This is a genomic window from Blastococcus sp. URHD0036 (assembly GCF_000701365.1).
In the GTDB taxonomy this organism is placed as follows: domain Bacteria; phylum Actinomycetota; class Actinomycetes; order Mycobacteriales; family Geodermatophilaceae; genus Trujillonella.
This window is the reverse complement of sequence record NZ_JNIK01000003.1, coordinates 1-23,122: the sequence shown is the minus strand read 5'-3', so window position 1 is coordinate 23,122 and position 23,122 is coordinate 1. Positions and strand designations below refer to the sequence as shown.

Below are 23,122 nucleotides of genomic sequence, written 5' to 3'. Positions count from 1 at the left end.
TGACCGCCCGCTCGTGTCGACCACGCTGCCTACTCGGCCGCCGGGCGGCGCCGGATCATGCCCTCCTGGACGACGGTGGCGGCCAGCCGGCCGCTCCGGTCGAAGAGCCGCCCCTGCCCGAGGGCGCGACCGCCGCCGGCCCAGGGGCTCTCCTGGTCGTAGAAGAGCCACTGGTCGGCCCGGACGGGGCGGTGGAACCACACCGCGTGGTCGAGGCTCGCGGCGGAGATCCCGGGGGCGCCGATCATCGTCGCGTGCGGGGCCAGGGTGGTCGACAGCAGCAGGATGTCCGACGCGTACGCCAGCGCGCAGGCGTGCAGGAGGTCGTCGTCGGGCAGCGGGTCGCGCGCACGCAGCCACAGGCGCTGCCGTGGCGGCGCGCTCTCCCCGCGGCCGGCGGCCAGCCGTGGCAACTCGGTCGCGAAGCGCAGCTCGAACGGGTGGCGCCGGGAGACGGTCTCGAACCACTCGCGGACCGTCCCGGTGGCTGCCGCGCCCGCCTCCGCCGTGCCTGGTGAGTCCTCCGGGCCCGGGGCGTCCAGCACGGGCACCTGGTGCTCCATCCCCTCCTCGGGCACGGAGAACGACGCGGTCAACCGGAGGACGACGCCGTGGTCCTGCTCGGCGGTGACGGTGCGCGTCGTGTAGCTGCCGCCGTCCCGGATCGGCTCGACCCGGAACGTCGTCGGCGCCGTCGCTTCGGCCGACCGCAGGAAGTAGGCGTGCAGGGAGTGGACTCCCCGGCCCGGGTCCGCCGTCCGGGCCGCCGCCATGAGGGACTGCGCGACCGCGGCGCCGCCGAAGGCGAGGTTCGTGCCGGTCCGCCCGTGCCCGGCCGCCCGGAACGTCGCCTCGCCGGTCCGCTCCAGCTCCAGCAGCTCCTCGAACCCGGTCATGCCGTGGAGCCGGCCCGCTCAGCGCTGTGCACCGCGGGATCCTCGCAAGTCCGGCGTCAGCTCCGTCGGGGACCCCGGCGTCGGCTCGTTCGTTGGGGAGGTGTCCCAGCAGGCGAACGAGGGAGCAGGATGCCGTCCGAGTCCCGTCGGGTCGGGCGACCTCCGTGGTGGCCGCAGGGACCGCTCGTCGTCGTCCTGGTCGCGGGCCTACTGGCGGTCGCGCTGCTCGTGGTGGTTCCTCGCCGGACGGGAGGGGAGATGCCCTCGTCACCGCAGTGCGCCGTGGCCGAGGCCGGGATCCGGGTGGACGTCGCAGCGGTGCCGGAGGGTCCGGTCGCCGGCTACGGCGCCGAGCAACTGGCCCATGCGGCCGCGATCGTGAACGCGGGTCAGGCGCTGGGCCTGGACACCTGCGCGCAGACGATCGGCGTCATGACCGCGATGGGGGAGTCCTCGCTCCGGGTCCTGGACCGCGGGGACGCCGTCGGTCCCGACTCGCGCGGGTTGTTCCAGCAACGGGCCAACGGGGCCTGGGGGACGTACGCGGATCGGATGGACCCCACCACCAGCGCGACCAACTTCTTCCGGGCGCTGCGGCAGGTGCCGGACTGGCAGGCCCTCCCGCCCACCATCGCCGCGCACCGCACCCAGCGCAACGCCGACCCGTACCACTACGAGCGGTACTGGGACGCCGCCGTCGAGGTCATGACGGCCCTCGCCGGCCGCCCGGTCACGCAGGCCGGCCCGTAGCACCGCACGTCCCTCGAGACCGGCGGAGCGCTCGAACTCAACTCTGGGCGTCCTGTGACGGGGCCGTCCCGCGGTCCGGCGGTGTCGGCGCTGGACGAGGCGACGGGGGGACCGGCGGGAGGTTGCGGGCGAACGTGGTCGGCGGCTCCACGGCCAGTGCCGCGGGGGCCGCGGGTGCTGACGGATCGATGGCGCGGGGCGGCCGCGACGAGGGGCTGCGGCCGACGAGTCGCGCGAACAGTCCGCGCGGCTCGTCCGCCACCCACAGCTGCCATCCCGGCGGTGGCGGGCCCCACGCCGGGTCCGGCTGCCAGCCCTCGGGCGGCGACCAGCCCTCCGGTGGAGCCGGCCAGTTGGGCGGTGGATTGAAGCGCTTTCCCATGCCGACCCCCGTGTGAGTGCAGTTCCACGAAGGTTAGGTGGGAACGGGATCTCCAGCTGAGGAGGACCACTCGTCCTGCGACCGGGCCTGCCTCGATCGTCACCCCCGGGCCTGGGCGAGGTCGCGGTCGGCGGTGGCTCCGGTGGTCCGGGGCCAGGTCCACGCGGCGCGCAGGACGTAGGCCAGGAGCAGCACCTCGAGTCCGATGGAGAAGCCGTAGAAGTAGGCGTAGTCCCACGACTCCTCGCCGGCCACGTTGTACATCGAGACCGGGATGTAGAGCGCTGCCACGACGAGGTTGGTGCCGCGGTTGACCCGGGCGGGCAGCGTCGTGGAGAGCACGATCATGAGGATCGGGACGGCCACGAGCGTGAGCGCGAGGCCGACGAAGGTCGGGCCGGTGTCGAACTCGTGGACGACGCCGCTCCGGATCTCGTCGATGCTCCCGGGCTTGTACAGGTGGAGGTAGTCGACGTAGATGTAGAGGAACATGAAGCTGGTCCAGGCCGCGGCGAGCCTGGCCTGTACCGGGAGCCGCGCCTGCTCGAACGCGCCGGCGGTCGTGCTGCTTCTGGTCATCGGTTCTCCTCGATGCTGGCGGCCGGCCAGGGCGGCTCGGTCGACGTCCTCACCGTGGCCGGCGTCGACCGGCGACACATCCGCCTGCGGGCTCCAGCTGCCCTGGCCGTCGGGACGGGACATCCGCCGTACTTTCGGCTGATCCGCCCCCGCGGCGACCCCTCTAGGTTGGCGGCGAGGGGGGAACATGCTGGCTGCGTTGTGGGCCGAGCCGCGACCGGATCGCCCGCCTGTGCGGGTCTGGCGGGACTGGGCGCTCGTGGCGGTCCTCGTCACGGGCTCGTTCGCCGAGGTGCTGCTGCGCGAGGACAAGGCGTGGGCGCCCCTGGTCCTCGGCGTGAGCCTGGTCGTCGCGGCGTGCCTGATGTGGCGGCGCACGCACCCGCTGGCCGCGGTCGCCGTCGCGTTCGGGACCCTCCTCGCCTTCGACGTCGCGAGGATCGTGACCGTCGACGTCACCGGCCTGCAGAGCATCGCCGGGGTGCTCGTGCTGCCCTACGCCCTCCTGCGCTGGGGGGCGGGCCGCGAGGCTGCCCTCGGACTCGGCATCGTCCTCGTCTGGCTGCCCGTCACCCTGGTGGTGGACCCGACCTCACCCGCGGAGAAGGTCGCCGGCTACGCCTTCTTCCTGTTCTCGGCCGCCCTCGGCGCGGCAGTGCGCTACCGCACCACGAGCCGCGTCCGCGAGATCGAGCAGGTGCGGTTGCGTCAGCGCAACGAGCTGGCCCGCGAGCTGCACGACACCGTCGGGCACCGCGTCTCGGCGATCGCGGTCCAGGCGCAGGCAGGTCGCGCGCTGTCGGCCGCAGATCCCGCACGCGCGCTGGCCACGCTGGTCACCATCGAGGAGGAGGCGTCCAGGACCCTCCATGAGATGCGGGCGCTCGTGGGCGTGCTGCGCGACGGGACCGACGCCGATCTCGCCCCCCGCCGGGGCGTGGCGGACATCGAGCGGCTCGCCCGGCCGGGCGGTGAGGTGCTGGGCGTCCGCGTGCAGGTCTCCGGGAACGTCGACGCCGTGGACCCGGCGGTCAGCACCGCCCTCTACCTGATCGCCGCCGAGGCGGTCACCAACGCGACGCGGCACGCATCCGGGGCCACCGAGGTCACCGTCGACGTCACCGCGTCCCACGGCCGGGTGCGCCTGCGCGTGCACGACGACGGCGCGCAACCCGCGGCCGCAACTGCTGGCTTCGGGCTGCGCGGCATGGCGGAACGCGCGAGCCTGATCGGAGGCAGCCTCCGGGCGGGACCCGACCCGGCCGGCGGCTGGAGCGTCGACGCCGCGCTGCCGTCCACGGTGCGTGCGTCATGACCGTCCGCGTGCTCGTCGCGGACGACCAGGACATCGTCCGGGCGGGGCTGTGCATGATCCTGGACGCCCAGCCGGGCATCACCGTCGTCGGCGAGGCCGCTGACGGCCGACAGGCGATCGCCCTGGCGCGTGCGCTGCGACCCGATGTGTGCCTGCTGGACATCCGCATGCCGGACGTCGACGGGATCGAGGCCACCCGGCAGCTCGCCGGACCCGATGTCGTGGACCCGATGGCCGTCGTCGTGATCACCACCTTCGACCTCGACGAGTACGTCTACGGCGCGCTGAAGGCAGGCGCCCGCGGGTTCCTGCTCAAGGACGCCGGCGCCGACCTGCTCGCCCAGGCCGTGCACGCCGCCGCCCGTGGCGACGCGCTGATCGCCCCGAACATCACCGCGCGGCTCCTGTCCTCCTTCGCCACCAGCCGCGCACGCCCGGTGCCACCCGAGCCCGTCGAGCCGCTGACGGCTCGGGAGGAACAGGTGCTGCTCGCTGCCGCGCGCGGGAGGACCAACAGCGAGATCGGCGACGAGCTGGCCATCAGCCTCAGCACCGTCAAGACACACATCGCTGCCCTGATGCGCAAGCTGCACGCCCGCAACCGGGTCGAGATCGTCATGTGGGCCTACGAGACGCGCCGCGTCGAACTCTGATCGGCTTCCACGCCGTGTCTCACGCGGAAGTGCAGGTGCGTGACGCCGTCCTCTCCGTGCAGCACCCGCGTCCGGTCGAGTTCGACATCGTGGGGGCCCTGGTCGCCGAACAGCCGACGCCCCCCGCCCAGCAGGACCGGGACGAGGTGGATCTCCAGCTCGTCGAGGACACCTGCCGCCAGCGCCAGCTGGGTGACCGCCGCCCCGTGCACGAGGACGTTCCTGTCACCGGCGGCCTCCTTGGCCTGCGCCATGGCGGTGCCGACGTCGTCCAGGTAGGTCACCAGCGGCCACGCCGTGATGTCGATGCCGGGGTCCCGGCGACTCAGGATGAAGATCGGGACGCCGTCGTGGTGGTCCCCGCCCCAGCCGCCGGCCGGCTCGAACGTCCCCCGACCCGCGACGACTGCTCCGGTGGACATGAACTCGTCGACGATCCGGCCGTTGACCCCGCCCTGCACGAGGGCGGGAGTCCCGGTCCCGTCATCGTTCGCGGCGCCGGTCAGCACCCACTCGTGCAGGCGCTCCCCGCCGTCGCCGAGCCCGTTGCCCGGGCCCGCGTCCGGTCCGGCGATGAAGCCGTCCAGGGACATGGACATGTACGAGACGGTCGCGGACATCGGAGGTCTCCTGGGCTCGACGTGTCGGTCATCCCTCAGACTCCGCTCCCGTCACGGGGTCATCGGCCCTTCGGAACCACAGCTGTCGGCGCCTGTCCCCCACGCGACGGCGTTCGGCCATCAAGGGCGAGCAGCATCGAGTGAGTCACCCCGCGCTGCCTCGTCACACGGCGTCAGACCCCCGAGTGCGTCCTGCAGTGCAGACAGGGTCCGATGGGAGAGCCTGCAGTACAGCTTGCGACCGTCCTTGCGGATCTCGACGAGCCCGGCGTCCAGGAGGACGTGGAGGTGGTAGGAGAGGGCGGTCTGGGGCAGGGCCAGCGCTTCGTACAGGTCCTTCCGCGCCACTTCGGGCTCGCGGGACAGGCGCTCCAGGAGCGCCCAGCGGACGGGGTCGGCCAGAGCCCGGAAGACGTCCGGGTGAGGCGCGCTGCCCACATCGAGTCCCTTCGTCTGCGCTGGGTCGCCGTGGATCGCACCGGTGCCCGCTCCGGACGGAGCGGGCACCGGCGCCCGTGAGGTGCGGATCAGCCGTCGATCCGCGTCCCGCAGACCGGGTCGCCGCCCTCGACCGGGACGAACTCGTTGCCCTGCAACTCCACGAAGAACAGGCAGTTCTCGTCGTACTCCGTGGTGGTCTGCGAGACGGGCGTCGGGAACAGGCCGTCGGCGTCCCATCCCTCGTCCTGCTGCATCGTCGAGATGACGTCCGCCTGCGAGGCGTCGCAGCCGGCCTTCTCGAGCGCGTACAGCATCATGTCGGCGCCGAAGTAGCCCTGGCTCTCGTAGTAGCCCGGGATGCCCGACTCGTTGCCGGCCGCCTGCAGGGCGGCCTTCATGGCGTCGCCGCCCTCGGTGCTCTCCTCGACCGGGGTCCAGGAGTTGGAGAAGATCACGCCCTGGGCCACCTGCACCGCCGGCTCGGAGCCGAGCAGGTCGGCGCCGTAGCCGGTCGGCGAGATGAACGTGCCGTCCCAGCCGGCCTGGCGCAGGCCGGCGACCAGCGCCAGCGACGTGTCGAAGTTGATCGTGGTGTACACCGCGTCGTCACCGGAGTCGAGGATGCCCAGGACCAGGGGCCCGACGTCCGTGCTGCCGAACTGGACGCTGTTGTTGGAGTAGCCGGTCTGCAGGCCGGCTGCCTCGATGGAGGCGAAGCCGCCGGTCAGGGCGGCCTGCGAACTCGGGCTCACGTACGCGATCCCGGCGACCTTGGTGGCGCCCTGGGACTTCAGGAAGTCGCCGGCGGTGCTGTACACCGCCTCGTAGTTGGGGACGTAGCCGTTGGCGAACATGTTGTCGTCGGTGTTGCTCCACTCCTCGGCACCGTCGAACGCGCCGCCGAACACCGGGGTGCTGCTGCCCTGCGACGTCAGGTACGGAGCGGCGCCCGGGAAGAACGGGGAGACCTCGATGAGGGCGAACACCTCGTCCTGCTGGATCAGCTTCTGCGCGCCGGCCAGCGCCCCCTGGGCACTGGAGGCGTCGTCCCCCTGGACGAGGGTGAAGTCGACGTCGCCGGCGCACCCCTCGCCGGCCTCCTCGTAGGCATCCAAGCGGGCCTGCGCCCCGCGGACCGACGCCTGGGCGGCGGTTGCGTTGGGTCCGCTCGACGAGGTCAGGAACCCGATGTCGAGCGTGCCGCCTCCGCCGCCCCCGCCACCGCCCCCACCGCCGCCGTCGGACTCGTCGTCACTGCCGCAGGCGGCGAGCACGAGACTCATCGCGCACAGGGCGCCCATCGCTGCCAGACCTCGTTTGCGCATGTTCGGGGTGCTCCCATCAGATCCGGGATCGCGTCGCGATCGGGCGACCGCTCCGCGGACCCTGCACCGCCGCTGTGGTCGCTGTCACTAGCTTGCGCGCGAATCGGTGGAGATTCGCCGACATCGTTACCGGGTTGCGATGTGGCGGACCCTGCCGCGAGATCGCCGTCGGCACGTGCCAGGACCGCTGCTCCAACCGAGAAAGAGCTGGTGAGCGGCTTGCTGGTGGGGATGGGGACGCCTCGATGTGGCTTTTCGTCGCACCGCGGGGGCGCCCCGCACCGCGGCCGACAGAACATGGTGAGATTCATCGGCGTGCAGGGCCTGCGGCAACGGGCGAGCGGCCGGATCAGCGCGCGCCGGCGCCCGCCCAGGACAGGTACTTGAGCTCCAGGTACTCGTCGATGCCGTACACCGAGCCCTCGCGTCCGAGCCCGGACTGCTTGACGCCTCCGAACGGGCCGACCTCGTTCGAGATGGATCCGGTGTTGATCCCGACCATGCCCGCCTCGAGGGCCGCGGCCACCCGCCACGACCGCTCGGCGTCCCGGGTGAACAGGTAGCTGGCGAGACCGGAGTCCGAGTCGTTCGCCAGCCGCACGGCCTCGGACTCGTCGCCGAACGGGATGAGCGCGAGAACGGGGCCGAAGGTCTCCTCGCGGGTGATGAGCATGCCGGGGGAGACGTCGGCCAGCACGGTGGGCTGGAAGAACCGCCCACCGCGTTCGTGCCGGGAGCCGCCACAGACGATCCGCGCTCCCCGGCCGGCGGCCTCGGCGACGTGCTGCTCGACCTTCTCGACCGCGGACTCGTCGATGAGCGGTCCGATCTGCACCTCCGGCTCGAAGCCGCTGCCGACGGTCAACCGGGACACCCGCCGGGCGAGCTCTGCGACCACCTCCGCGTACACGCCCGACTGGACGTAGACGCGGTTGGCACCGATGCAGGACTGGCCGGTGTTCCGGTACTTGGCCGCCAGGATCCCGTCGACGGCCACGTCCAGGTCGGCGTCGTCGAAGACGAGGACCGGGGCGTTTCCGCCCAGCTCCATCGAGGTCCGCTTGACCGACGCAGCCGACTGGACCAGCAGCAGCCGCCCCACCTCCGTGGAACCGGTGAAGGTCACCTTCCGCACCAGCGGGTTGCCGGTCAGTTCGGGGCCGATCTCCCTCGGATCGCCCAGGACCACGGTGAGCACGCCGTCGGGAACGCCCGCGCGGCGGGCCAGCTCGGCCAGGGCGAGCGCGGTCAACGGCGTCTGCTCGGCGGGCTTGAGCACGACCGTGCACCCGGCGGCCAGGGCCGGGGCCACCTTCCGCGTGATCATGGCCGCGGGGAAGTTCCAGGGCGTGATGGCGGCGACGACGCCCACGGGCTCCTTGAGGACGACGATCCTGCGCGACGGTTCCGGACCGTCGAACACATCGCCTCGGATCCGCTTCGCCTCCTCGGCGAACCAGTCGATGAACGAGGCCGCGTAGGCGACCTCGGCGCGGGCCTCGGGCAGCGGCTTGCCCTCCTCGCGGACGATGATCGTCGCGAGGTCCCCCGCGTTGTCGACCACGAGGCCGGACCAGCGGCGCAGGATGCCGGCCCGCTCGTGTCCCGACCGTCCCCGCCAGGCGCCGAGCGCCCGATGTGCGGACTCGACGGCATCGGCCACCTGTGCTCGGTCGAGCGAGGGGAGCACGGCCAACCGCTCGCCGGTGCCGGGGTCGTCGACCGACAGGGCCCCGGCAGCTCCGCTCGATCGCCCGGTGTCGCCCGCGAGGGCGGCACCGGAGCGCAGCAGGGTGGGGTCGGTCAGTGCGGTCGACAGCGTGGCGTCGATCGACATGGAGGGGACCTCGTCTCCGGGGGTGGCCGATGGGTGTCCGGTCGGGCACCGCGTCGGTGCGGACCGCGCTCGCGGCCGCAGTCGGTGACGGGGAGATCGACGACCGGGGATGGCGAATCACTGAGAACCTGATTAGATTCTATCCGACTCCTCGTGGACCAGGGACGGGATGAGTGGCGGCGCTCTCGCCCTGGTCCCTCGACCTGTCAGCCGTGTCGGCCCGAGCCCGGGCGACCCGCCGAGGAGCTGCGTCCCTGGCAATGGAGGAGTCGACGATGACGTGGAAGCACATCCAGTACGAGCCCCTCGACGACGGCGCGATCGTGCGCATCACCCTCGACCGGGTCCGGACGCGCAACGCGCAGAGCCGGGGTCTCCTCGTCGAGCTCGGCGAGGCCTTCGAGCGCGCCGAGGCCGATGACGGTGTCCGGGTCGTCATCCTCTGCGGCGCCGGCCCGATGTTCTCCTCGGGACACGACCTGGGGTCGAGGGAGGCGATCGCGGAGCAGACGCCGGGCCCCGGCCTCCACCCCAGCTACGGCATCAACGGCGGTACCCGGGTGGGAGCCGAGAACCGGATGCTGCAGGAGTGGCACTACTTCTTCCAGAACACGCTCCGGTGGCGGAACCTCCGCAAGGTCACCGTCGCGCAGGTCCACGGCCAGGTCTTCGCCGCCGGTCTGATGCTGTCCTGGGCCTGTGACTTCATCACCGCGGCGGAGGACGCGACCTTCGCCGACGTGGTCGGTACCCGGCTCGGCATGTGCGGCCTCGAGTACTTCGGCCACCCGTGGGAGTTCGGCCCACGGAAGGCCAAGGAGCTGCTCATGACGGGCGACTCGATCGGCGCCGACGAGGCCCACGCGCTCGGCATGGTGTCCAAGGTCTTCCCGGAGGAGGACCTCGGCGCGCGCACGCTGGACTTCGCCCGACGGCTCGCCGCGATCCCGACGATGTCGGCCCTGCTCATCAAGGAGTCGGTGAACCAGAGCGTCGACAACATGGGCTTCCACAACGCGCTGCAGGCCTGCTTCACCATCCACCAGCTCAACCACTCGCACTGGGCCGAGCTCCATGACGACGGCTGGGCCGCGGCCAGGCCGGAGGACGGCGTCACGGCGTGGAACGAGGCCCCGCCGGTCCGCCCCGCCGTCAAGCACCTCGCCGTGCGGGAGCCGGCCGGACAGTGACCGTCTTCACCGATCTCACGCTGGTGCTGCGCGAGGGCATGATCGGGCATCCGGCGCACGGCCGGACGCCGGTCCGACTCGCCGGGACGCTGGACCACGCGATGTACCGGCACATGGACCGGCGGAACCCCTACGACGGTGAGCGGCTGTCGTTCGCCAACGAGCAGTGGGTGCTCAACGGCAACACGGGGACCCACATGGACTCCGTGTGGCACGCCGACCCGACGTCGGAGTTCACGGCCGACCGCATGCCGGTGGAGCGCGGGTACGGGCCGGCGATCTGGCTCGACTGCTCGGCGGTGAAGGGGCCCGGCGCGGAGGTCACGCCGGACGTCCTGGAGGAGGCCGAACATCGTGCGGGGACGGTCGTCGAGCCCGGCGACATCGTCCTCGTCCACACGGGCTGGTCGGAGAACGTCGACAGCGATCCGGACGCCTACCTGACCCGGCACATGGGGCTGACCCGCGCAGCGGGGGAGTGGCTGCGCGGCCGGGGCGTGACGACGGTCGGCATCGACAACGCGACGGTCGAGACGGTGGCCGGGGACCTGCAGGCGCCGGTGCACATGAACTTCCTCCGGCCCCGGTCGCTCGGTCTCCACGCCGGGGACTTCATCGCGATCATCGAGAACCTCGTGCACATCGACCGGATCCCCTCGCCGAGGTTCACCTTCGTCGGGATGCCCCTCCCGTTCGAGGGCGGCAGCGGCAGCCCGATCCGGGCCGTCGCGCTCACGCAGTGACGCGACGTCCGCCCGGGACCTCCGCCGACCACGGGACGGTCGAGACTTCCCAAACAGCGCGAACCTTGTAAGATTCGACGAGCCCAGCCAGTCGTGGTCCGCGCGACGCGGTCCCGACCCCGAGCTGCGGGCCCGAGCCACAGGAGGCCATCCCCTTGCCGAAGTCGCTGAGCTATCCGGTGTTCGACGCGGACAACCACATGTACGAGACGACCGACGCCTTCACGAAGTACCTCCCGCCGGAGTACGCCGGGCTGGTCAAGTACGTCCAGGTCAACGGTCGGACGAAGATCGCACTCAAGAACAAGATCAGCGAGTACATCCCGAACCCGACGTTCAACAAGGTGGCCCCGCCCGGCTTCCAGGAGGCGGAGTTCCGCCGCAAGAACCCGTCGTCCAAGCACACCGTCGGCACGAACATCGTGGGCATCGGGAGCACCAAGGACGAGGTGCGGCCGGCCGATGCGATGCCCCGCTACATCGAGTCGCCTCCGGCGTTCTTCAACCCCGCCGACCGGCTCCAGCTGCTGGACGAGCAGGGGATCGACCGCGCGATGATGTGGCCGACGCTGGCCAGCCTGCTCGAGGAGCGCATGGCCGACGACCTCAAGGCGACGGCGGTCGTGGTGCACGCGCTCAACGAGTGGATGCACGAGCACTGGACGTTCGACTTCGAGAACCGCATCTTCCCCACGCCGGTGATCAACCTGTCGATCCCCGACGAGGCCCTCCGCGAGCTGGACTACGTCGTCGAGCGCGGTGCCCGGGCGATCCTGGTCCGGCCGGCACCCGTGCCGGACTTCGGTGTGCGCCGCCGATCCATGGCGTTGCCGGAGTTCGACCCCTTCTGGTCCCGGGTGCAGGAGGCCGGCGTGCTCGTCGGCATGCACTCGTCGGACGACGGCTCGCGCCGCTACGTCAACGAGTGGGACGGCATCACCGACGAGTTCCAGCCCTTCGCGAAGGCCAGCCCGTTCGCCGCGCTCGTCGGCAGCGAGTACCGGTCGATCCGGGACTGCATCTACTCGATCGTCGGACACGGACTGGCCACGCGGTTCCCCGGCATCCGCTTCATGCCGATCGAGAACGGCAGCCAGTGGGTGCACACCGCGCTCAAGCAGTTCCAGAAGGTGTACGAGCGGGACCCGGGCTCCTTCGACGAGGACCCGGTGGTGGCCTTCCGGCGGTCGTTCGTCGTCCACCCCTTCTTCGAGGAGGACGTGCTCACGATCGTCGACCTCATCGGCGCGGACCGGGTCGTGTTCGGATCGGACTACCCGCATCCCGAGGGACTCGGCGACCCGCTGTCGTTCGTCGACGAGATCGAGCCGCTGCCGGAGGCGGACAAGGCCCAGATCATGGGCAGCACCCTCGCGAAGCTCATGAAGTGCGACCCGACGGAGAAGCTCGTCGCCGCCTGACCTGCGCGTCCACCGCACGAGGTGGGGTGCCGGTCCCCGTGGCCGGCACCCCGCTCGCGTGTCGGTCGCAGGCGCTGCGCGACGTGCGGTTCGCGTCGTCCGACCCCATGAGATCAGCCGTCGACCGCTAGGCGGCATCGGCTGTCCGAGCCCGTGGAGACAACACATGACCGTTGCGCCAGCACTGCCGGAGACCTCGGCGGTGACGCTCTACCGGGCGATGCTCGGCTGTCGCCTCGCCGAGAGCCGCCTCACCGCGATCGCGCTCACCGGCGAGTTGCAGAGCCACCACTCCGCCCTCAACCACGAGGCGATCGGCGTCGGCGTCGGCTCGGTCGTGCGTGTCGACGACGCGGTGCAGACCCACTACCGGTCCGGGGCCGCCGTCCAGCACGCGCGGGGGCTGACCGTCCGGGAACTCGTCCTCCAGGGCTTCGGCCTCATCCCGGGCCCGCGGGCGCAGCACCCCGGTCAGGGCCGGACGATCCGGAGCACGGGGCTGGTCGGCAGCCAGCTGCCCATGGCGGTCGGGCTCGCGATGGCCTTCAGGCTGCGCCGGCAGCCGAACGTCGTCGTGGCCTGCATCGGCGACGGGGCCACCAACGAAGGGGCCGTGCACGAGTCGATGAACATCGCGGGCGTCAAGGACCTGCCCGTCGTGTTCGTCATCGAGAACAACGGCCTGGGCCTGAGCACCCGTTTCGCCGAGTCGACGAAGGCGACGGACCTGGCGCTGCGCGGCGCGGGATACGGGATCGACGCGCGGATCGTGGACGGCCGGGACGTCACCGCGGTCCGCTCCGCGGCCGCCGCCGCGGTCGAGCGGGCTCGTGCCGATCGGCTGCCCACCATCCTCGAGGTCAAGGTCTCGCGGCCGGGCCCGCACGTCTCCTCGCTCGACGACGTGCGCACGCCCGAGGAGCTCGCGGCAGCCCGCGCGGCCGACTGCGTCGCCTTCGAGCGCGACCGGCTGATCTCCGCCGGAGAGCTCACCCTGGAGGCGGAGGCGCGCATCGAGCGCGAACTCAGCGCGATCGTGGACCGGGCGGTGACCGAGGCGCGGGCCCTGCGTGCCGACCGCGCCCGGCGCCCGGGACACACAGCTCGGTACAGCGACGCGGAGGCGTGGGCCCTGGGCCACGCCTCCGACGTCCCCGCCTGGATGAGAGGTCGAGGGCCATGGTCACCATGACGTACGGCGAGGCGATCGGCGAAGCGCACGCCCAGGAGATGGCGCGCGACGAGTCGGTCGTCCTGCTGGGCATCGACGTGGGTCCCCTGGGTGGCCTCTTCGGCACCACGCGCGGCCTGCACGAGCGCTTCGGTCCGGAACGGGTCATCGAGTTCCCCATCTCGGAGACCGGCTACACCGGTACCGGGATCGGGATGGCCATCGAGGGATTCCGGCCGATCATCGAGATGCAGATGGCCGACTTCGTGACGGTCGCCCTCGACCAGGTCATGACGACGATGTCCAAGGAGTACGCGGTCACCGGCGGAGGCAACCGCCTGCCGATCGTGGTCCGCCTGCCGTTCGGCACCAACCTCAGCGGCGAGGGCTACATGGGTGGAGCGGGACCGGCGCACTCGCAGAGCCACGAGGCCTGGTTCTGCCACTCGCCCGGGCTCGTCGTGGTGATGCCGTCGTCGCCGGCCGACGCGCTGGGACTGCTCAAGGCGGCGGTGCGGTGCGACGACCCGGTCGTCTTCATGGAGCAGAAGGGCATGTACTCGACGGTGTCGGGTGAGGTCCCGGACGGGGACCACCTGGTCCCGATCGGCGAGGCCTCGGTGGTCCGGCGGGGGGACGACGTGACCGTCGTGGCGCTCGGGGCCATGGTGCCCGTCGCGGTGACCGTCGCCGAGCAGCTGGCCGCCGAGGGCATCTCGGTGGAGGTGGTCGATCCCCGGACCCTGGTGCCCCTGGACGAACCCACGCTCCTCACCTCCGTGCGGAAGACCGGCCGGGCCGTGATCACCCACGAGGCACACCGGACCGGTGGCTTCGGCGCGGAGATCGCGGCGGTCCTGGCCGAGAAGGCCTTCTCCTCGCTGCGGGCGCCCGTGGTGCGGTGCGCTGCGCTCGACGTGCCCATCCCCGCCGGAGACGATGCCCTCCGGGTCCTGCCCGGACCTCGAGACCTGGCCGAGTCCATCCGGCGCGTCCTCCAGCCGGTCCCGGCGTGACCGGGCCGCGGCGGGACGAGGCGGGCACCGAGCGGGTGGTCGTGACCACCGAGGGCTCCGTCACCACCATCACGCTGAACCGGCCCGAGAAGCTGAACGCCTTCGACGGTCCGATGATGGCCCGGTTCCGCGCAGCCGTCCGTGCGGCGATGCTCGACCCCGGCACCCGGGTCGTCGTCCTGGCGGGGGAGGGACGGGCGTTCTCGGCCGGCTTCGACGTCACGGCGCTGGCCGCCGCGCCGGACGAGGCGGCGGAGAGGCCCATCGGCTCCGGGCTCGGGGGCAGTGCGGCGCTCACCGAGGCGGCCGGCGACTTCGTGAACAACCGCGAACGGGCGCACGACTGGCTCCTCCTCCGGAACTCGCCGAAGCCCCTGATCGCCCAGGTGCACGGCTACTGCCTCGGGGTCGCCAACGAGATCGTCGGCTGCTGCGACCTCGTGTACTGCTCGGAGTCGGCGCGCTTCGGCATGCCGGAGGTCCGGCAGGGGATCGGCCTCCCGCCGACGCTCGGCTTCTGGCCGCTGCGCATCGGCGTCGCCCGCACCAAGGAGCTGCTCTTCACGGGACGCCTCGTCGAGGGACGGGAGGCCGCGCGGATCGGGTTGGCCGACGTCGTCGTACAGAGCGACGAGGCCCTCCGGGAGCAGGTCGCCGGGTCCGCCGCCCGGATCGCGGAGACGCCCGCGGACCGCCTCGCCGTCGTCAAGCAGGCCGTGGACCGGTGGGCCGACGTCGCCGGCGTCGCGGACGCCGTCTCCCGCGGAGCCGAGTTCCACGCCCTGTTCCACCAGACCCACGCGGCCGGCTAGGGCAGCGGCGGAGGGATCGACATGCACCTGGAGCTGACCGACGAGCAGCGGTCCTTCCGGGACACGGCTCGGAGGTTCATCGAGTCACGGACCCCCCTGACCACCGTCCGGGACCTCTACGACGAGCCCGACGGCTTCGATCGCGGATGGTGGCGCGAGGCGGCTCGGCTGGGATGGACGTCGTTGTTCGTCCCGGAGACCCACGGCGGCGGCACGCTGTCGGGGCGCGCGGTGACCGACGCGGTCGTCCTCGCCGAGGAGATCGGCCGGCTCGTCTCACCGGGACCCGTCCTGCCGGTGAACGTCGTCGCGGCGGCCCTCGCGTGGTCCGGTGGTGGGGACCGGGGGACAGCACTGCTGCCCGCGCTCGCCGCCGGTGAGGCGATCGCCGGCTGGGCCTTCGCCGAGCCGGGCGACCGGTGGACCCCCGACGCCCTCGAGACGGTCGCCGTCATCGACGACGGCGGCGTGACCGTCGAGGGGGAGAAGGCCTACGTCGAGGCCGCCGGCGTCGCCGATCACCTCCTGGTGACCGCCCGTGGGGACGGTGGTCTCACCCAGGTCCTCGTGCCCGCGGACGCGCCTGGTGTCACCGTCCTCCGGGGGCGCAGCGTCGACATGACCCGGCGGTACGGCCGGGTGCGTCTCACCGGGGTCCGCCTGCCGGTGGAGGCGGTCGTCGGGCAGCCGGGCCGGGCAGCCGACGTCGTCGAGCGGCAGCTGGCGCTCGCGCTGGCCCTCCAGTGCGCGGAGATGGTCGGCCTCGCCGAGCGGGCGATGGAGACGACGGTGGAGTACGGGCGGGACCGGATCGCCTTCGGGCGCCCGATCGTCTCCTTCCAGGTGCTCAAGCACCGGCTCGCCGACATGGCGGTCCATCTCGAGGGCATGAAGGCCGTCACCGAGGAGCTCGCCGCGAGCATCGACGGGAAGAGCGCCGAGACGTCCCGGCTCGCCAGCATCGCCAAGGCCTACGTCGGCCGGCACTGCCTGGAGATCGTGGACGACTGCGTGCAGATCACCGGGGGGATGGGCGTGACCTGGGAGCACGACCTGCACCTGTACAACCGGCGGGCCGCGGTCGACCGCGCCATGTGGGGGACCCCGGAACTCCACCGCCGCCGGCTCCTGGACCTGCTCGCGGACGGAGGACGGCTGTGACGTCGACGGCCGGCACCACGGAGTCGGTCGGGCACTTCGCTGCTCGGGCGCGCACGTGGATCGAGGACAACCTGCCGACGTGGGACGACGAGCCCGTCGACGACCGCACGCTGCAGAACCGCATCTACGACGCCGGGTTCGGCGGCATCGCGTTCCCGGTCGACCACGGGGGCGCCGGGCTCACGCTCGCCCACCAGCGGGCCTTCTACGACTGCACGGACGAACTCGGCCGGCAGGTGCCGCGGCAGTACTGGGTGTCGATCGGCATGGTGGCGCCGCTGCTGCTCGAGCGGGGCTCCGAGGCCCAGAAGCGCGAGTTCCTGCCGCAGCTGCTCCGCGGCGACATCATCATGATCCAGTTGCTGTCCGAGCCCCGCGGCGGATCGGACCTCGCCGGGGCGACGACCCGGCTGACCCGGACCGGCGACCACTACGTGCTGAGCGGTTCCAAGATGTGGAGCACCAATGCCTACATCGCCGACTACGGCATCTGCCTGGCGCGCTCCAACTGGAGCGTGCCCAAGCACCGGGGTCTCTCGCTGGTCATCGTCCCGCTGAAGGACGACCCAGGCGTCAGCGTCCACCGGACGCGGATGGCCGACGGCGAGCTGGGCGACGTCTGCGAGGAGTTCTTCGACGACGTGGTCCTGCCACGGGAGAACCTCATCGGCGACGAGGACGACGGATGGGCCGTCGTGCAGTCGCTCATGGTCCACGAACGGAACCAGACCGCCGACATCGGTTACGGCCGGCTCGGGGCCGGCGGACGCAGCACCACGATGGTGGTCGACCGCACCGCCGAGGCGACGCAGTTGGCGGCGGTCGCCCGCGAGCGCGCGGCCCTGGACCTGCACAACCAGGCCGTGGCCGACGCCTACATCGACTCCGTGGTCACCCGGCTCACCGGGGACCGCATCATCCGGGGACTGGCCCTCGGGACGCACCAGGGCCCGTGGGGCTCGCTCGGCAAGCTGCGGGGGTCGGAGGACGGGCACCGGGTCGCCCGCACCCGGCTCGCGGTGCTCGGCGCGGACGGCGTCACCTGGGACGGCGACGACGTGCAGCCCGACAACGCCGGCACGGCGTGGCTGACCGCGCGGATCGCCACCATCGGCGGTGGCACGAGCGAGATCCAGCGGAACATCATCAGCGAGCGGCTGCTGGGGCTCCCGAGGGAACCCTCGTTCGACCGCGACGTGCCGTTCGAGGAGGTCCTGCGGAACGCCCGCCGCCGCGGGTGAGCTCGCAGCGGTCGGGCCGGCGTGCGTCCCTACAGCCGCGCGCCGTCGGCGGTCATGCTGCGCGCGGTGATGATCCGCTCGTCGGCGGCCAGGGCCTCGCTGATCTGCTCCAGGTGCTCGGCGAGGTGGCGCCGGGCGGCCTCCGCGTCGCCGGCGATGATCGCTTCCGCGATGGCGCCGTGCTCCGTGGTCGCCCGGTTCCAGGCCGCCGTGTGCTCGCGTGCGGAGGGGCGCCGGTGGCGGGCGCTCCAGACGTCGTTCACGAGACCGGAGAGGATGGGCACGAGCATCTCGAGCACGCCGTTCCCGCTCAGCGTGGCCAGGAGCAGGTGGAACTGCTCCGACTCCATCGCCAGGTCCTCGGGAGCGGGGCGCGGCCGGCGTGCCTCCTCGCGGAGAGCGGCTGCCTTCGACTCGTCCATCGAGGCGACGATCTCCTCGATCGCCTCGGCTTCCAGCAGGAGCCGGGTCTGGAAGACGTCCGCCACGGACACCCGCTTGCGCGCGAGGTAGAGCGACGCCATCTCGCTGATGGCCCCGACGCTCGGCTCGACCACGATGAGGCCGCCTCCGGCGCCCCGCCGGGTCTCGGCCTGCATGTGGTGTTCCACCAGCGTGACCGCTTCACGGATGACGCCGCGACTGACGCCGTACCGCTCCATCAGCTCCGCCTCGTGCCCGAGGGAGTCCCCGGCGACGAGGTTCTTCGCGATGATGTCGAGTTCGATGTCCCGGGCCACGCGCTCTGCCAATCGCGGCGCGTAACCGTTGCGCGACGTCCTCACGGCGGAACCCTACATGCGCGGACGCGGGTTCCCGGCTCCGCTGAGCGGCGCCGGCGCGCACGGTTCCCCCCATCGGGGCAGGTGGAGCGTGCCCTCCGTCCGGGGCCCGGAGCACTGACCGGCCCGGTGCCGGAGCCCCTGGGAGAGCGGGCCGCCGTCGTCAACATGACCATGTTGACGACGGCGGCGTCGGTTGCGGGCGCCGTGCGGTCGCCGGCGGCCATCACGCTCGGTCACGGGTGCGGATCGTTCGGAACGGCCCAGCCCGGTATTGATCGGCGCCGTCAACGGAGAAGCAACATGATAAGGTTCAAGACGACCGGATGGCCGTCCGGTCACGGTCACGGGTGGACCCGCGCGCGGCGGGGGCTCCACCCGAGAGGGGACGAGCAGTGACGAGTGTCGAATCGGTCGAGGCCGCCCAGGTTGGCAAGGTCTCGGACATCGGTCTGATCTCGGCCGACTCCCACGTCAACGAGCCACGCGACCTCTGGGCGAGCAACCTGCCGCCGTCGCTGCGGTCGCAGGCCATGGAGGGCATCCAGTCCGGCGAGGACGGCAGCTGGAAGGTCGTGTTCGAGGGCCAGCACGTCTACAAGCGGGACATGGCGTCCGAGGCCGAGCGGCTCTCCGTCCTGGACCCGGAGAAGCGCTTCGCGGTGATGCAGTCCGAGGGCATCGTGGCCGAGGCCATCTTCCCGACCATCGGCCTGTACGTCTGGATGCTCGAGGACGCCAAGGGCGGCGAGGCGAGCTGCCGGGTCTACAACGACTGGGTCTACGACACCCTGCAGAGCAAGTCGCAGCGGTTCTCCTGCGCCGGTCTCATCCCGACGTGGGAACCGGAGCAGGCGACGCGTGAGGTGGAGCGGATCGCCGAGATGGGGCTGCGGTCGGTCATGCTCCCGTCGCACCTGGCCCACGGGCCGTCGTGGAACCACCGGGCCTGGGACCCGATGTGGGATGCCATCGACGCTGCCGGGCTGCCGGTCGTGATGCACCAGGGGACCGGGTTCGACACCATCTGGTACCGCGGTCCCGGCGCGACGGTCGCCAACCTGGTCTCCACGGAGACGATCGGCCCGCGTACGGCCGCGCTGCTCTCCACGTCCGGGGTCCTGGCCAAGCACCCGGACCTGCACGTCGTCTTCGTCGAGTTCAACACCGGGTGGCTGGCCTGGGTGATGGAGCTGATGGACTACTACGACAAGGTCTTCCGCGAGTACGACGACATCCACAAGGCGCAGCGGTCCAAGCCCACGGTGTACCCGGACCTCGAGCACGCGCCGAGCTGGTACGTCCGGAACCAGATCCACTCCACGTTCCAGGTGGACTTCCAGGGCATGCGCAGTGTCCCGCTCTCCGGCCACCGGTCGCTCATGTGGGGGCACGACTACCCGCACGAGGAGGGCACGTTCCCCCACTCGCGCCGCCTCGTCGACGAGCAGGCGGCGTTCGTCTCGGCGGACGAGGCCCGCCGGATCTTCCGCGAGAACGCGCTCGAGATCTTCAAGTTCGACCCGGCGGTCATCGACCAGCCGTTCTGACCTCGCGCGGCCGCCTCGAGGGGCCGGCGCATCTGGTCGATCGGGCTCCGGTGACGGGCGACGGCCCTCCGCGGCGAGATGGTGCGGCTGCGAGAGGGGTCCAGGGGGTCCGGACGGTGACCCGACGCGTGCACGTCCAGCACACCAGTCCACCGGTCCGGACGGCCTCGCCCCCGAGGAGTCGTCCGGACGGCCAGAGCAGGGAGGCGGGCCCATGGCCGGCGCGATCGAAGCGGGCACGATGGGGCAGTTGCTGCGCGAGGCGGCAGCCAGGTTCGGGAGCGCCGAGGCCGTCGTCGGAAACGGCACGCGACTGACCTTCGATGCGCTCGACGAGCGGTCCCGGGTGACGGCGCGCCACCTGCTCGGACGGGGGGTCGGGAAGGGCGACCGCATCGGCGTGTCGTTCGGGAACGGGCCGGACTTCATCGTCGCCCTGACCGCCGTGTGCCGGATCGGGGCGATCGCGGTCCCGATCTCGACCTTCGCTCCCGGCCGTGAGCTCCACCGGCTCATCCGGCACGGGGACATGGCCGGAGTCCTGACCGCCTCCCACGTCGTCGGCGTGGACCAGGTCCGCCGCCTGGAGCAGGCCGTCCCGGGACTCGCCGGGAGCGAGCGGCCGCAGCTGGCCCTGCCGGCCGCGCCGATGCTGCGGTGGATCGAGTTCACGACCGGCGACGTGGCGACGGCCTGGGTGTCCTCACCGGGCGACCACGGCGTCCTCGGCCTGGTCGACGAGGAACTCCTCGCAGCCGTCGAGGCCGAGGTCACGCCCTACGACGTGTGCCTGATGATCCACACGTCGGGGACCACGGCCGACCCGAAGGGCGTTCCCCACCTGCACGACACCGTGACCTTCCGGGCCCGTGATCTCGCGGAGCGGATGCAGTTCGCGGCCGGGGACCGCACCTACACCAGCCAGGTCCTGTTCTGGATCGGCGGGCTCACCATGAGCTTCGTGACCAGTCTCGCCGCCGGGGGCACGTCGATCTGGCACGAGCGGTTCGACGCGGGGGAGGTGCTCCGGTTGATCGAGCGCGAGCGCATCAGCAGGCTGGCCATCTACCCGCACCAGGTGGAGCAGCTGCTGGCCCACCCCGAATTCGCCTCGACGGACCGGACGTCCCTGCGGATCGCCGATCCGCGGCTGGCTCCCGACGGTGCGTCCTCGGCGCTGCTGACGCCGGACGGCGACCGGATGGCGCTGGGCATGACCGAGACCTTCGGGCCGTACTCGTGGGGCTCGGGAGGATCGGGGCCGATCGCGCCGATCGAGTCGGTCCAGCCCGGCCTCGAGGTGCGGGTGGTCGATCCCGATCTCGAGCCCGTCGCCGACGGCGGGACCGGCGAGATCTGCCTCCGCGGGCGCTGCGTGACGCCCGGCTACCACCGTCGGCCACGCGACTCCGGGTTCGACGCCGACGGGTGGTTCCACACCGGCGACCGGGGCCGGCGGGACGGCGCCGCGATCCACTTCCTCGGTCGCATGGTCGAGATGATCAAGACGTCCGGTGCCAACGTCGCACCCGCCGAGGTCGTCGAGGCGTTGCTCGCCGTCGACGGGGTGGCCGAGGCCTACGTCGTCCCCCTGGAGGACCCGCTGCGGGGAGAGGTGGTGGCGGCGGCCGTCGTCCTGGACGCGGACAGCGACCTCGACGCCCACGACCTGCAGGCGGCGCTGCGCGGGAACCTGTCCCCGTTCAAGATCCCGGGCGCCATCGGGATCTTCTCCTCGCAGGAGATCCCCTGGACGCCGACGTTCAAGGTCCGCCGGCCCGAGCTCACCGACATGATCAGCGCCCGGACGGCGTCCGCGCCGCGCTGAGTGGCCCGTCGGGCACGACCGTCGTCGGTGCGGGGTGCCAGCCCACCCGATCGGTCCGACGGACGGGTTCCCGGGTCCTTGCGGACCCCGTTTGAATCTGATGCTATTCAGCGCAACGCACACCGTCGAAGTCGCCGGAGGACCCACGTTGGACCAGATGCAGCAGACGTTGGACGCGCTCGAGATCGAGTCGGTCGGGCCGGACGTCTATCGCGCCCAGCACGTCGAGGCGGGCCGGGGCGTGGTCTTCGGGGGAGAGATGCTGGGCCAGGCGATCGTGGCGGCTCAGCGCACCCAGCCGGACAAGCGCGTGCGGACCATCCACTCGGTGTTCGCCCGGGGTGTGCGCACCGACCGGCCGGCCGACATCCGCGTCGAGTCGATGCACGGCGGCCGGAACCTCGGGAGCCTGACCGTGAGCTTCGTGCAGGACGACCGGCTGTGTGCCCGCGCCCTCGTCCTCATGGACGTCGAGGAGCCCGATCTCATCCGCCACGCGCGACCGATGCCGGTGGTGCCGGGGCCCGACCCGACCCGCGCCCACTCGAACTCACTCGCGGCCCCCGAGACGATCCTGGTCGGGGGCGTCGACATCACCGACCCGACGTTGACGGGGCCGCCGAGCCTGCAGATGTGGGTCCGCTTCCCCGGCGCCCCGGACGAGCCGGGGATCTCGCGGGCGCTCCTGGCCTACGCGACCGACGGCTGGTTGATCGCCACCGCACTGCGCCCGCACGCCGGCTTCGGTCAGGCGATGGCGCACGTCGAGATCTCGACCGGGGTGGTCAGCCACTCGCTGAGCTTCGAGGACGCGTTCCGGGCCGACGAGTGGTTGCTGATCGACCACGAGGCGGTGCACGCGGGCAACGGTCGCGCGTTCGGTCGCGCCGACGTCTTCACCGAGGACGGACGGCTGGTGGCCTCGTTCTCGCAGGACGCCCTGATCCGCGGCTGGCCCGAGGGGCAGAGCCCGGTCGGACGGGAGGCGACGGCCTTCTGATGCCGCCGACGGGCGGGTCCGGGCAGCGCCGTGCGCGCGTGCCGAGAACATGATGACGATCAACGGAACGGAGAGGACATCCCGTGGGACGTGTTGAGGGCAAGGTCGCTTTCGTCACCGGTGCCGCTCGCGGCCAGGGCCGCAGCCATGCGGTGCGGCTGGCCGAGGAGGGTGCCGACATCATCGCCGTCGACATCTGCAAGGACATCGCGACCAACGAGTACGCGCTGTCCTCGCCGGACGACCTGAAGGAGACCGCCCGGCTCGTCGAGGCGCACGACCGCCGGATCGTCACCGTCGAGGCCGACGTCCGTGAGCGCAGCCAGCTGGCCGCGGCGCTGGAGCAGGGCATCGCCGAGCTCGGCAAGGTCGACGTCGTCGTCGCCAACGCCGGCATCATGCCGCTGGG

General features: G+C 71.9%; 22 protein-coding genes. 15 read left to right on the top strand and 7 right to left on the bottom strand.

All coding sequences use genetic code 11. The features are described 5' to 3' along the window. Positions 1–29: 29 nt before the first annotated feature. Positions 30–896, bottom strand: a complete 867-nt coding sequence (locus N555_RS0102625; protein ID WP_051683648.1) for an acyl-CoA thioesterase — start codon at positions 894–896, stop codon at positions 30–32. Between the two features lie 258 nt (positions 897–1,154). Between N555_RS0102625 and N555_RS0102620 the strand changes: the two genes are divergently transcribed. Continuing rightward, positions 1,155–1,646 carry a hypothetical protein gene (locus N555_RS0102620; protein WP_156036114.1) on the top strand — a complete coding sequence of 164 codons (492 nt, stop codon included), beginning with the start codon at positions 1,155–1,157 and terminating at the stop codon, positions 1,644–1,646. Positions 1,647–2,127: 481 nt separating this feature from the next. Here the strand turns inward: N555_RS0102620 and N555_RS0102615 are convergent, their stop codons facing one another. Then, positions 2,128–2,607, bottom strand: coding sequence for a DUF6326 family protein (locus N555_RS0102615; RefSeq protein WP_029429943.1), 480 nt, complete (start codon positions 2,605–2,607; stop codon positions 2,128–2,130). Between the two features lie 187 nt (positions 2,608–2,794). Here N555_RS0102615 and N555_RS0102610 point away from each other — a divergent pair, with 187 nt between their 5' ends. After that, on the top strand, positions 2,795–3,922 hold the full coding sequence (locus tag N555_RS0102610; protein WP_029429942.1) for a sensor histidine kinase: 1,128 nt from the start codon (positions 2,795–2,797) through the stop codon (positions 3,920–3,922). Then, complete coding sequence (locus N555_RS0102605; protein WP_029429941.1) at positions 3,919–4,575, top strand: response regulator; 657 nt, start codon at positions 3,919–3,921, stop codon at positions 4,573–4,575. Before N555_RS0102610 ends, N555_RS0102605 begins: the two co-directional genes overlap by 4 nt. Here N555_RS0102605 and N555_RS0102600 read toward each other — a convergent pair. The 4 genes from N555_RS0102600 to N555_RS0102585 form a co-directional block, all read right to left on the bottom strand. Then, positions 4,548–5,195 carry a dihydrofolate reductase family protein gene (locus tag N555_RS0102600; protein ID WP_034508532.1) on the bottom strand — a complete coding sequence of 216 codons (648 nt, stop codon included), beginning with the start codon at positions 5,193–5,195 and terminating at the stop codon, positions 4,548–4,550. The genes N555_RS0102605 and N555_RS0102600 overlap by 28 nt on opposite strands. Before the next feature lie 120 nt (positions 5,196–5,315). Further along, positions 5,316–5,633: an ArsR/SmtB family transcription factor gene (locus N555_RS29220; protein WP_034508529.1), complete on the bottom strand. Its 318-nt coding sequence runs from the start codon at positions 5,631–5,633 to the stop codon at positions 5,316–5,318. An 89-nt stretch (positions 5,634–5,722) separates the two neighbouring features. Beyond that, complete coding sequence (locus N555_RS0102590) at positions 5,723–6,919, bottom strand: ABC transporter substrate-binding protein (protein WP_197028886.1); 1,197 nt, start codon at positions 6,917–6,919, stop codon at positions 5,723–5,725. A 391-nt stretch (positions 6,920–7,310) separates the two neighbouring features. Next, the gene (locus N555_RS0102585) at positions 7,311–8,798 is read right to left on the bottom strand and encodes an NAD-dependent succinate-semialdehyde dehydrogenase (protein WP_029429937.1); all 1,488 of its coding nucleotides are present in this window, start codon (positions 8,796–8,798) and stop codon (positions 7,311–7,313) included. Positions 8,799–9,073: 275 nt separating this feature from the next. Here N555_RS0102585 and N555_RS0102580 point away from each other — a divergent pair, with 275 nt between their 5' ends. The 8 genes from N555_RS0102580 (at position 9,074) to N555_RS0102545 (ending at position 17,553) form a co-directional block, all read left to right on the top strand. Beyond that, on the top strand, positions 9,074–9,988 hold the full coding sequence (locus N555_RS0102580) for an enoyl-CoA hydratase (RefSeq protein ID WP_034508622.1): 915 nt from the start codon (positions 9,074–9,076) through the stop codon (positions 9,986–9,988). Continuing rightward, complete coding sequence (locus tag N555_RS0102575) at positions 9,985–10,731, top strand: cyclase family protein (RefSeq protein WP_029429935.1); 747 nt, start codon at positions 9,985–9,987, stop codon at positions 10,729–10,731. Before N555_RS0102580 ends, N555_RS0102575 begins: the two co-directional genes overlap by 4 nt. A gap of 155 nt (positions 10,732–10,886) precedes the next feature. Then, entirely contained in the window at positions 10,887–12,152 is a 1,266-nt protein-coding gene (locus N555_RS0102570) for an amidohydrolase family protein (RefSeq protein ID WP_197028885.1), read from the top strand. Between the two features lie 166 nt (positions 12,153–12,318). Beyond that, the gene (locus N555_RS25525) at positions 12,319–13,344 is read left to right on the top strand and encodes a thiamine pyrophosphate-dependent dehydrogenase E1 component subunit alpha (protein ID WP_081865937.1); all 1,026 of its coding nucleotides are present in this window, start codon (positions 12,319–12,321) and stop codon (positions 13,342–13,344) included. Then, positions 13,332–14,339 carry an alpha-ketoacid dehydrogenase subunit beta gene (locus N555_RS0102560; RefSeq protein ID WP_029429932.1) on the top strand — a complete coding sequence of 336 codons (1,008 nt, stop codon included), beginning with the start codon at positions 13,332–13,334 and terminating at the stop codon, positions 14,337–14,339. Before N555_RS25525 ends, N555_RS0102560 begins: the two co-directional genes overlap by 13 nt. Further along, positions 14,336–15,151, top strand: a complete 816-nt coding sequence (locus N555_RS0102555; protein ID WP_051683643.1) for an enoyl-CoA hydratase/isomerase family protein — start codon at positions 14,336–14,338, stop codon at positions 15,149–15,151. The genes N555_RS0102560 and N555_RS0102555 overlap by 4 nt, the downstream gene beginning before the upstream one ends. 21 nt (positions 15,152–15,172) lie before the next feature. Continuing rightward, positions 15,173–16,312 (top strand): acyl-CoA dehydrogenase family protein, encoded by a 1,140-nt coding sequence (locus N555_RS0102550; protein WP_029429930.1) that lies wholly within the window; start codon positions 15,173–15,175, stop codon positions 16,310–16,312. Further along, complete coding sequence (locus tag N555_RS0102545; RefSeq protein WP_029429929.1) at positions 16,309–17,553, top strand: acyl-CoA dehydrogenase family protein; 1,245 nt, start codon at positions 16,309–16,311, stop codon at positions 17,551–17,553. Before N555_RS0102550 ends, N555_RS0102545 begins: the two co-directional genes overlap by 4 nt. A gap of 29 nt (positions 17,554–17,582) precedes the next feature. Here N555_RS0102545 and N555_RS0102540 read toward each other — a convergent pair whose 3' ends face one another. After that, positions 17,583–18,338, bottom strand: coding sequence for a FadR/GntR family transcriptional regulator (locus tag N555_RS0102540; protein WP_081865934.1), 756 nt, complete (start codon positions 18,336–18,338; stop codon positions 17,583–17,585). 392 nt (positions 18,339–18,730) lie between these two features. Between N555_RS0102540 and N555_RS0102535 the strand changes: the two genes are divergently transcribed. From N555_RS0102535 to N555_RS25520, 4 genes are all read left to right on the top strand, one after another. Continuing rightward, a complete protein-coding gene (locus tag N555_RS0102535; RefSeq protein ID WP_029429927.1) occupies positions 18,731–19,885 on the top strand; it encodes an amidohydrolase family protein in 1,155 nt (384 codons plus the stop codon). Positions 19,886–20,099: 214 nt separating this feature from the next. Then, the gene (locus tag N555_RS0102530; RefSeq protein WP_029429926.1) at positions 20,100–21,713 is read left to right on the top strand and encodes a class I adenylate-forming enzyme family protein; all 1,614 of its coding nucleotides are present in this window, start codon (positions 20,100–20,102) and stop codon (positions 21,711–21,713) included. A 157-nt stretch (positions 21,714–21,870) separates the two neighbouring features. Then, a complete protein-coding gene (locus N555_RS0102525) occupies positions 21,871–22,713 on the top strand; it encodes an acyl-CoA thioesterase (RefSeq protein WP_029429925.1) in 843 nt (280 codons plus the stop codon). An 83-nt stretch (positions 22,714–22,796) separates the two neighbouring features. Next, positions 22,797–23,122: SDR family NAD(P)-dependent oxidoreductase (locus N555_RS25520; protein WP_034508519.1), on the top strand; the 326-nt coding region annotated here is incomplete at its 3' end.

Excerpts from the sequence above, each read along its gene's own strand:
- N555_RS0102625 (WP_051683648.1), bottom strand. The coding sequence starts at position 896 with ATGACCGGGTTCGAGGAGCTGCTGGAGCTGGAGCGGACCGGCGAGGCG.
- N555_RS0102620 (WP_156036114.1), top strand. The coding sequence starts at position 1,155 with ATGCCCTCGTCACCGCAGTGCGCCGTGGCCGAGGCCGGGATCCGGGTG.
- N555_RS0102615 (WP_029429943.1), bottom strand. The coding sequence starts at position 2,607 with ATGACCAGAAGCAGCACGACCGCCGGCGCGTTCGAGCAGGCGCGGCTC.
- N555_RS0102610 (WP_029429942.1), top strand. The coding sequence starts at position 2,795 with ATGCTGGCTGCGTTGTGGGCCGAGCCGCGACCGGATCGCCCGCCTGTG.
- N555_RS0102605 (WP_029429941.1), top strand. The coding sequence starts at position 3,919 with ATGACCGTCCGCGTGCTCGTCGCGGACGACCAGGACATCGTCCGGGCG.
- N555_RS0102600 (WP_034508532.1), bottom strand. The coding sequence starts at position 5,195 with ATGTCCGCGACCGTCTCGTACATGTCCATGTCCCTGGACGGCTTCATC.
- N555_RS0102590 (WP_197028886.1), bottom strand. The coding sequence starts at position 6,919 with ATGAGTCTCGTGCTCGCCGCCTGCGGCAGTGACGACGAGTCCGACGGC.
- N555_RS0102585 (WP_029429937.1), bottom strand. The coding sequence starts at position 8,798 with ATGTCGATCGACGCCACGCTGTCGACCGCACTGACCGACCCCACCCTG.
- N555_RS0102580 (WP_034508622.1), top strand. The coding sequence starts at position 9,074 with ATGACGTGGAAGCACATCCAGTACGAGCCCCTCGACGACGGCGCGATC.
- N555_RS25525 (WP_081865937.1), top strand. The coding sequence starts at position 12,319 with ATGACCGTTGCGCCAGCACTGCCGGAGACCTCGGCGGTGACGCTCTAC.
- N555_RS0102560 (WP_029429932.1), top strand. The coding sequence starts at position 13,332 with ATGGTCACCATGACGTACGGCGAGGCGATCGGCGAAGCGCACGCCCAG.
- N555_RS0102550 (WP_029429930.1), top strand. The coding sequence starts at position 15,173 with ATGCACCTGGAGCTGACCGACGAGCAGCGGTCCTTCCGGGACACGGCT.
- N555_RS0102530 (WP_029429926.1), top strand. The coding sequence starts at position 20,100 with ATGGCCGGCGCGATCGAAGCGGGCACGATGGGGCAGTTGCTGCGCGAG.
- N555_RS0102525 (WP_029429925.1), top strand. The coding sequence starts at position 21,871 with ATGCAGCAGACGTTGGACGCGCTCGAGATCGAGTCGGTCGGGCCGGAC.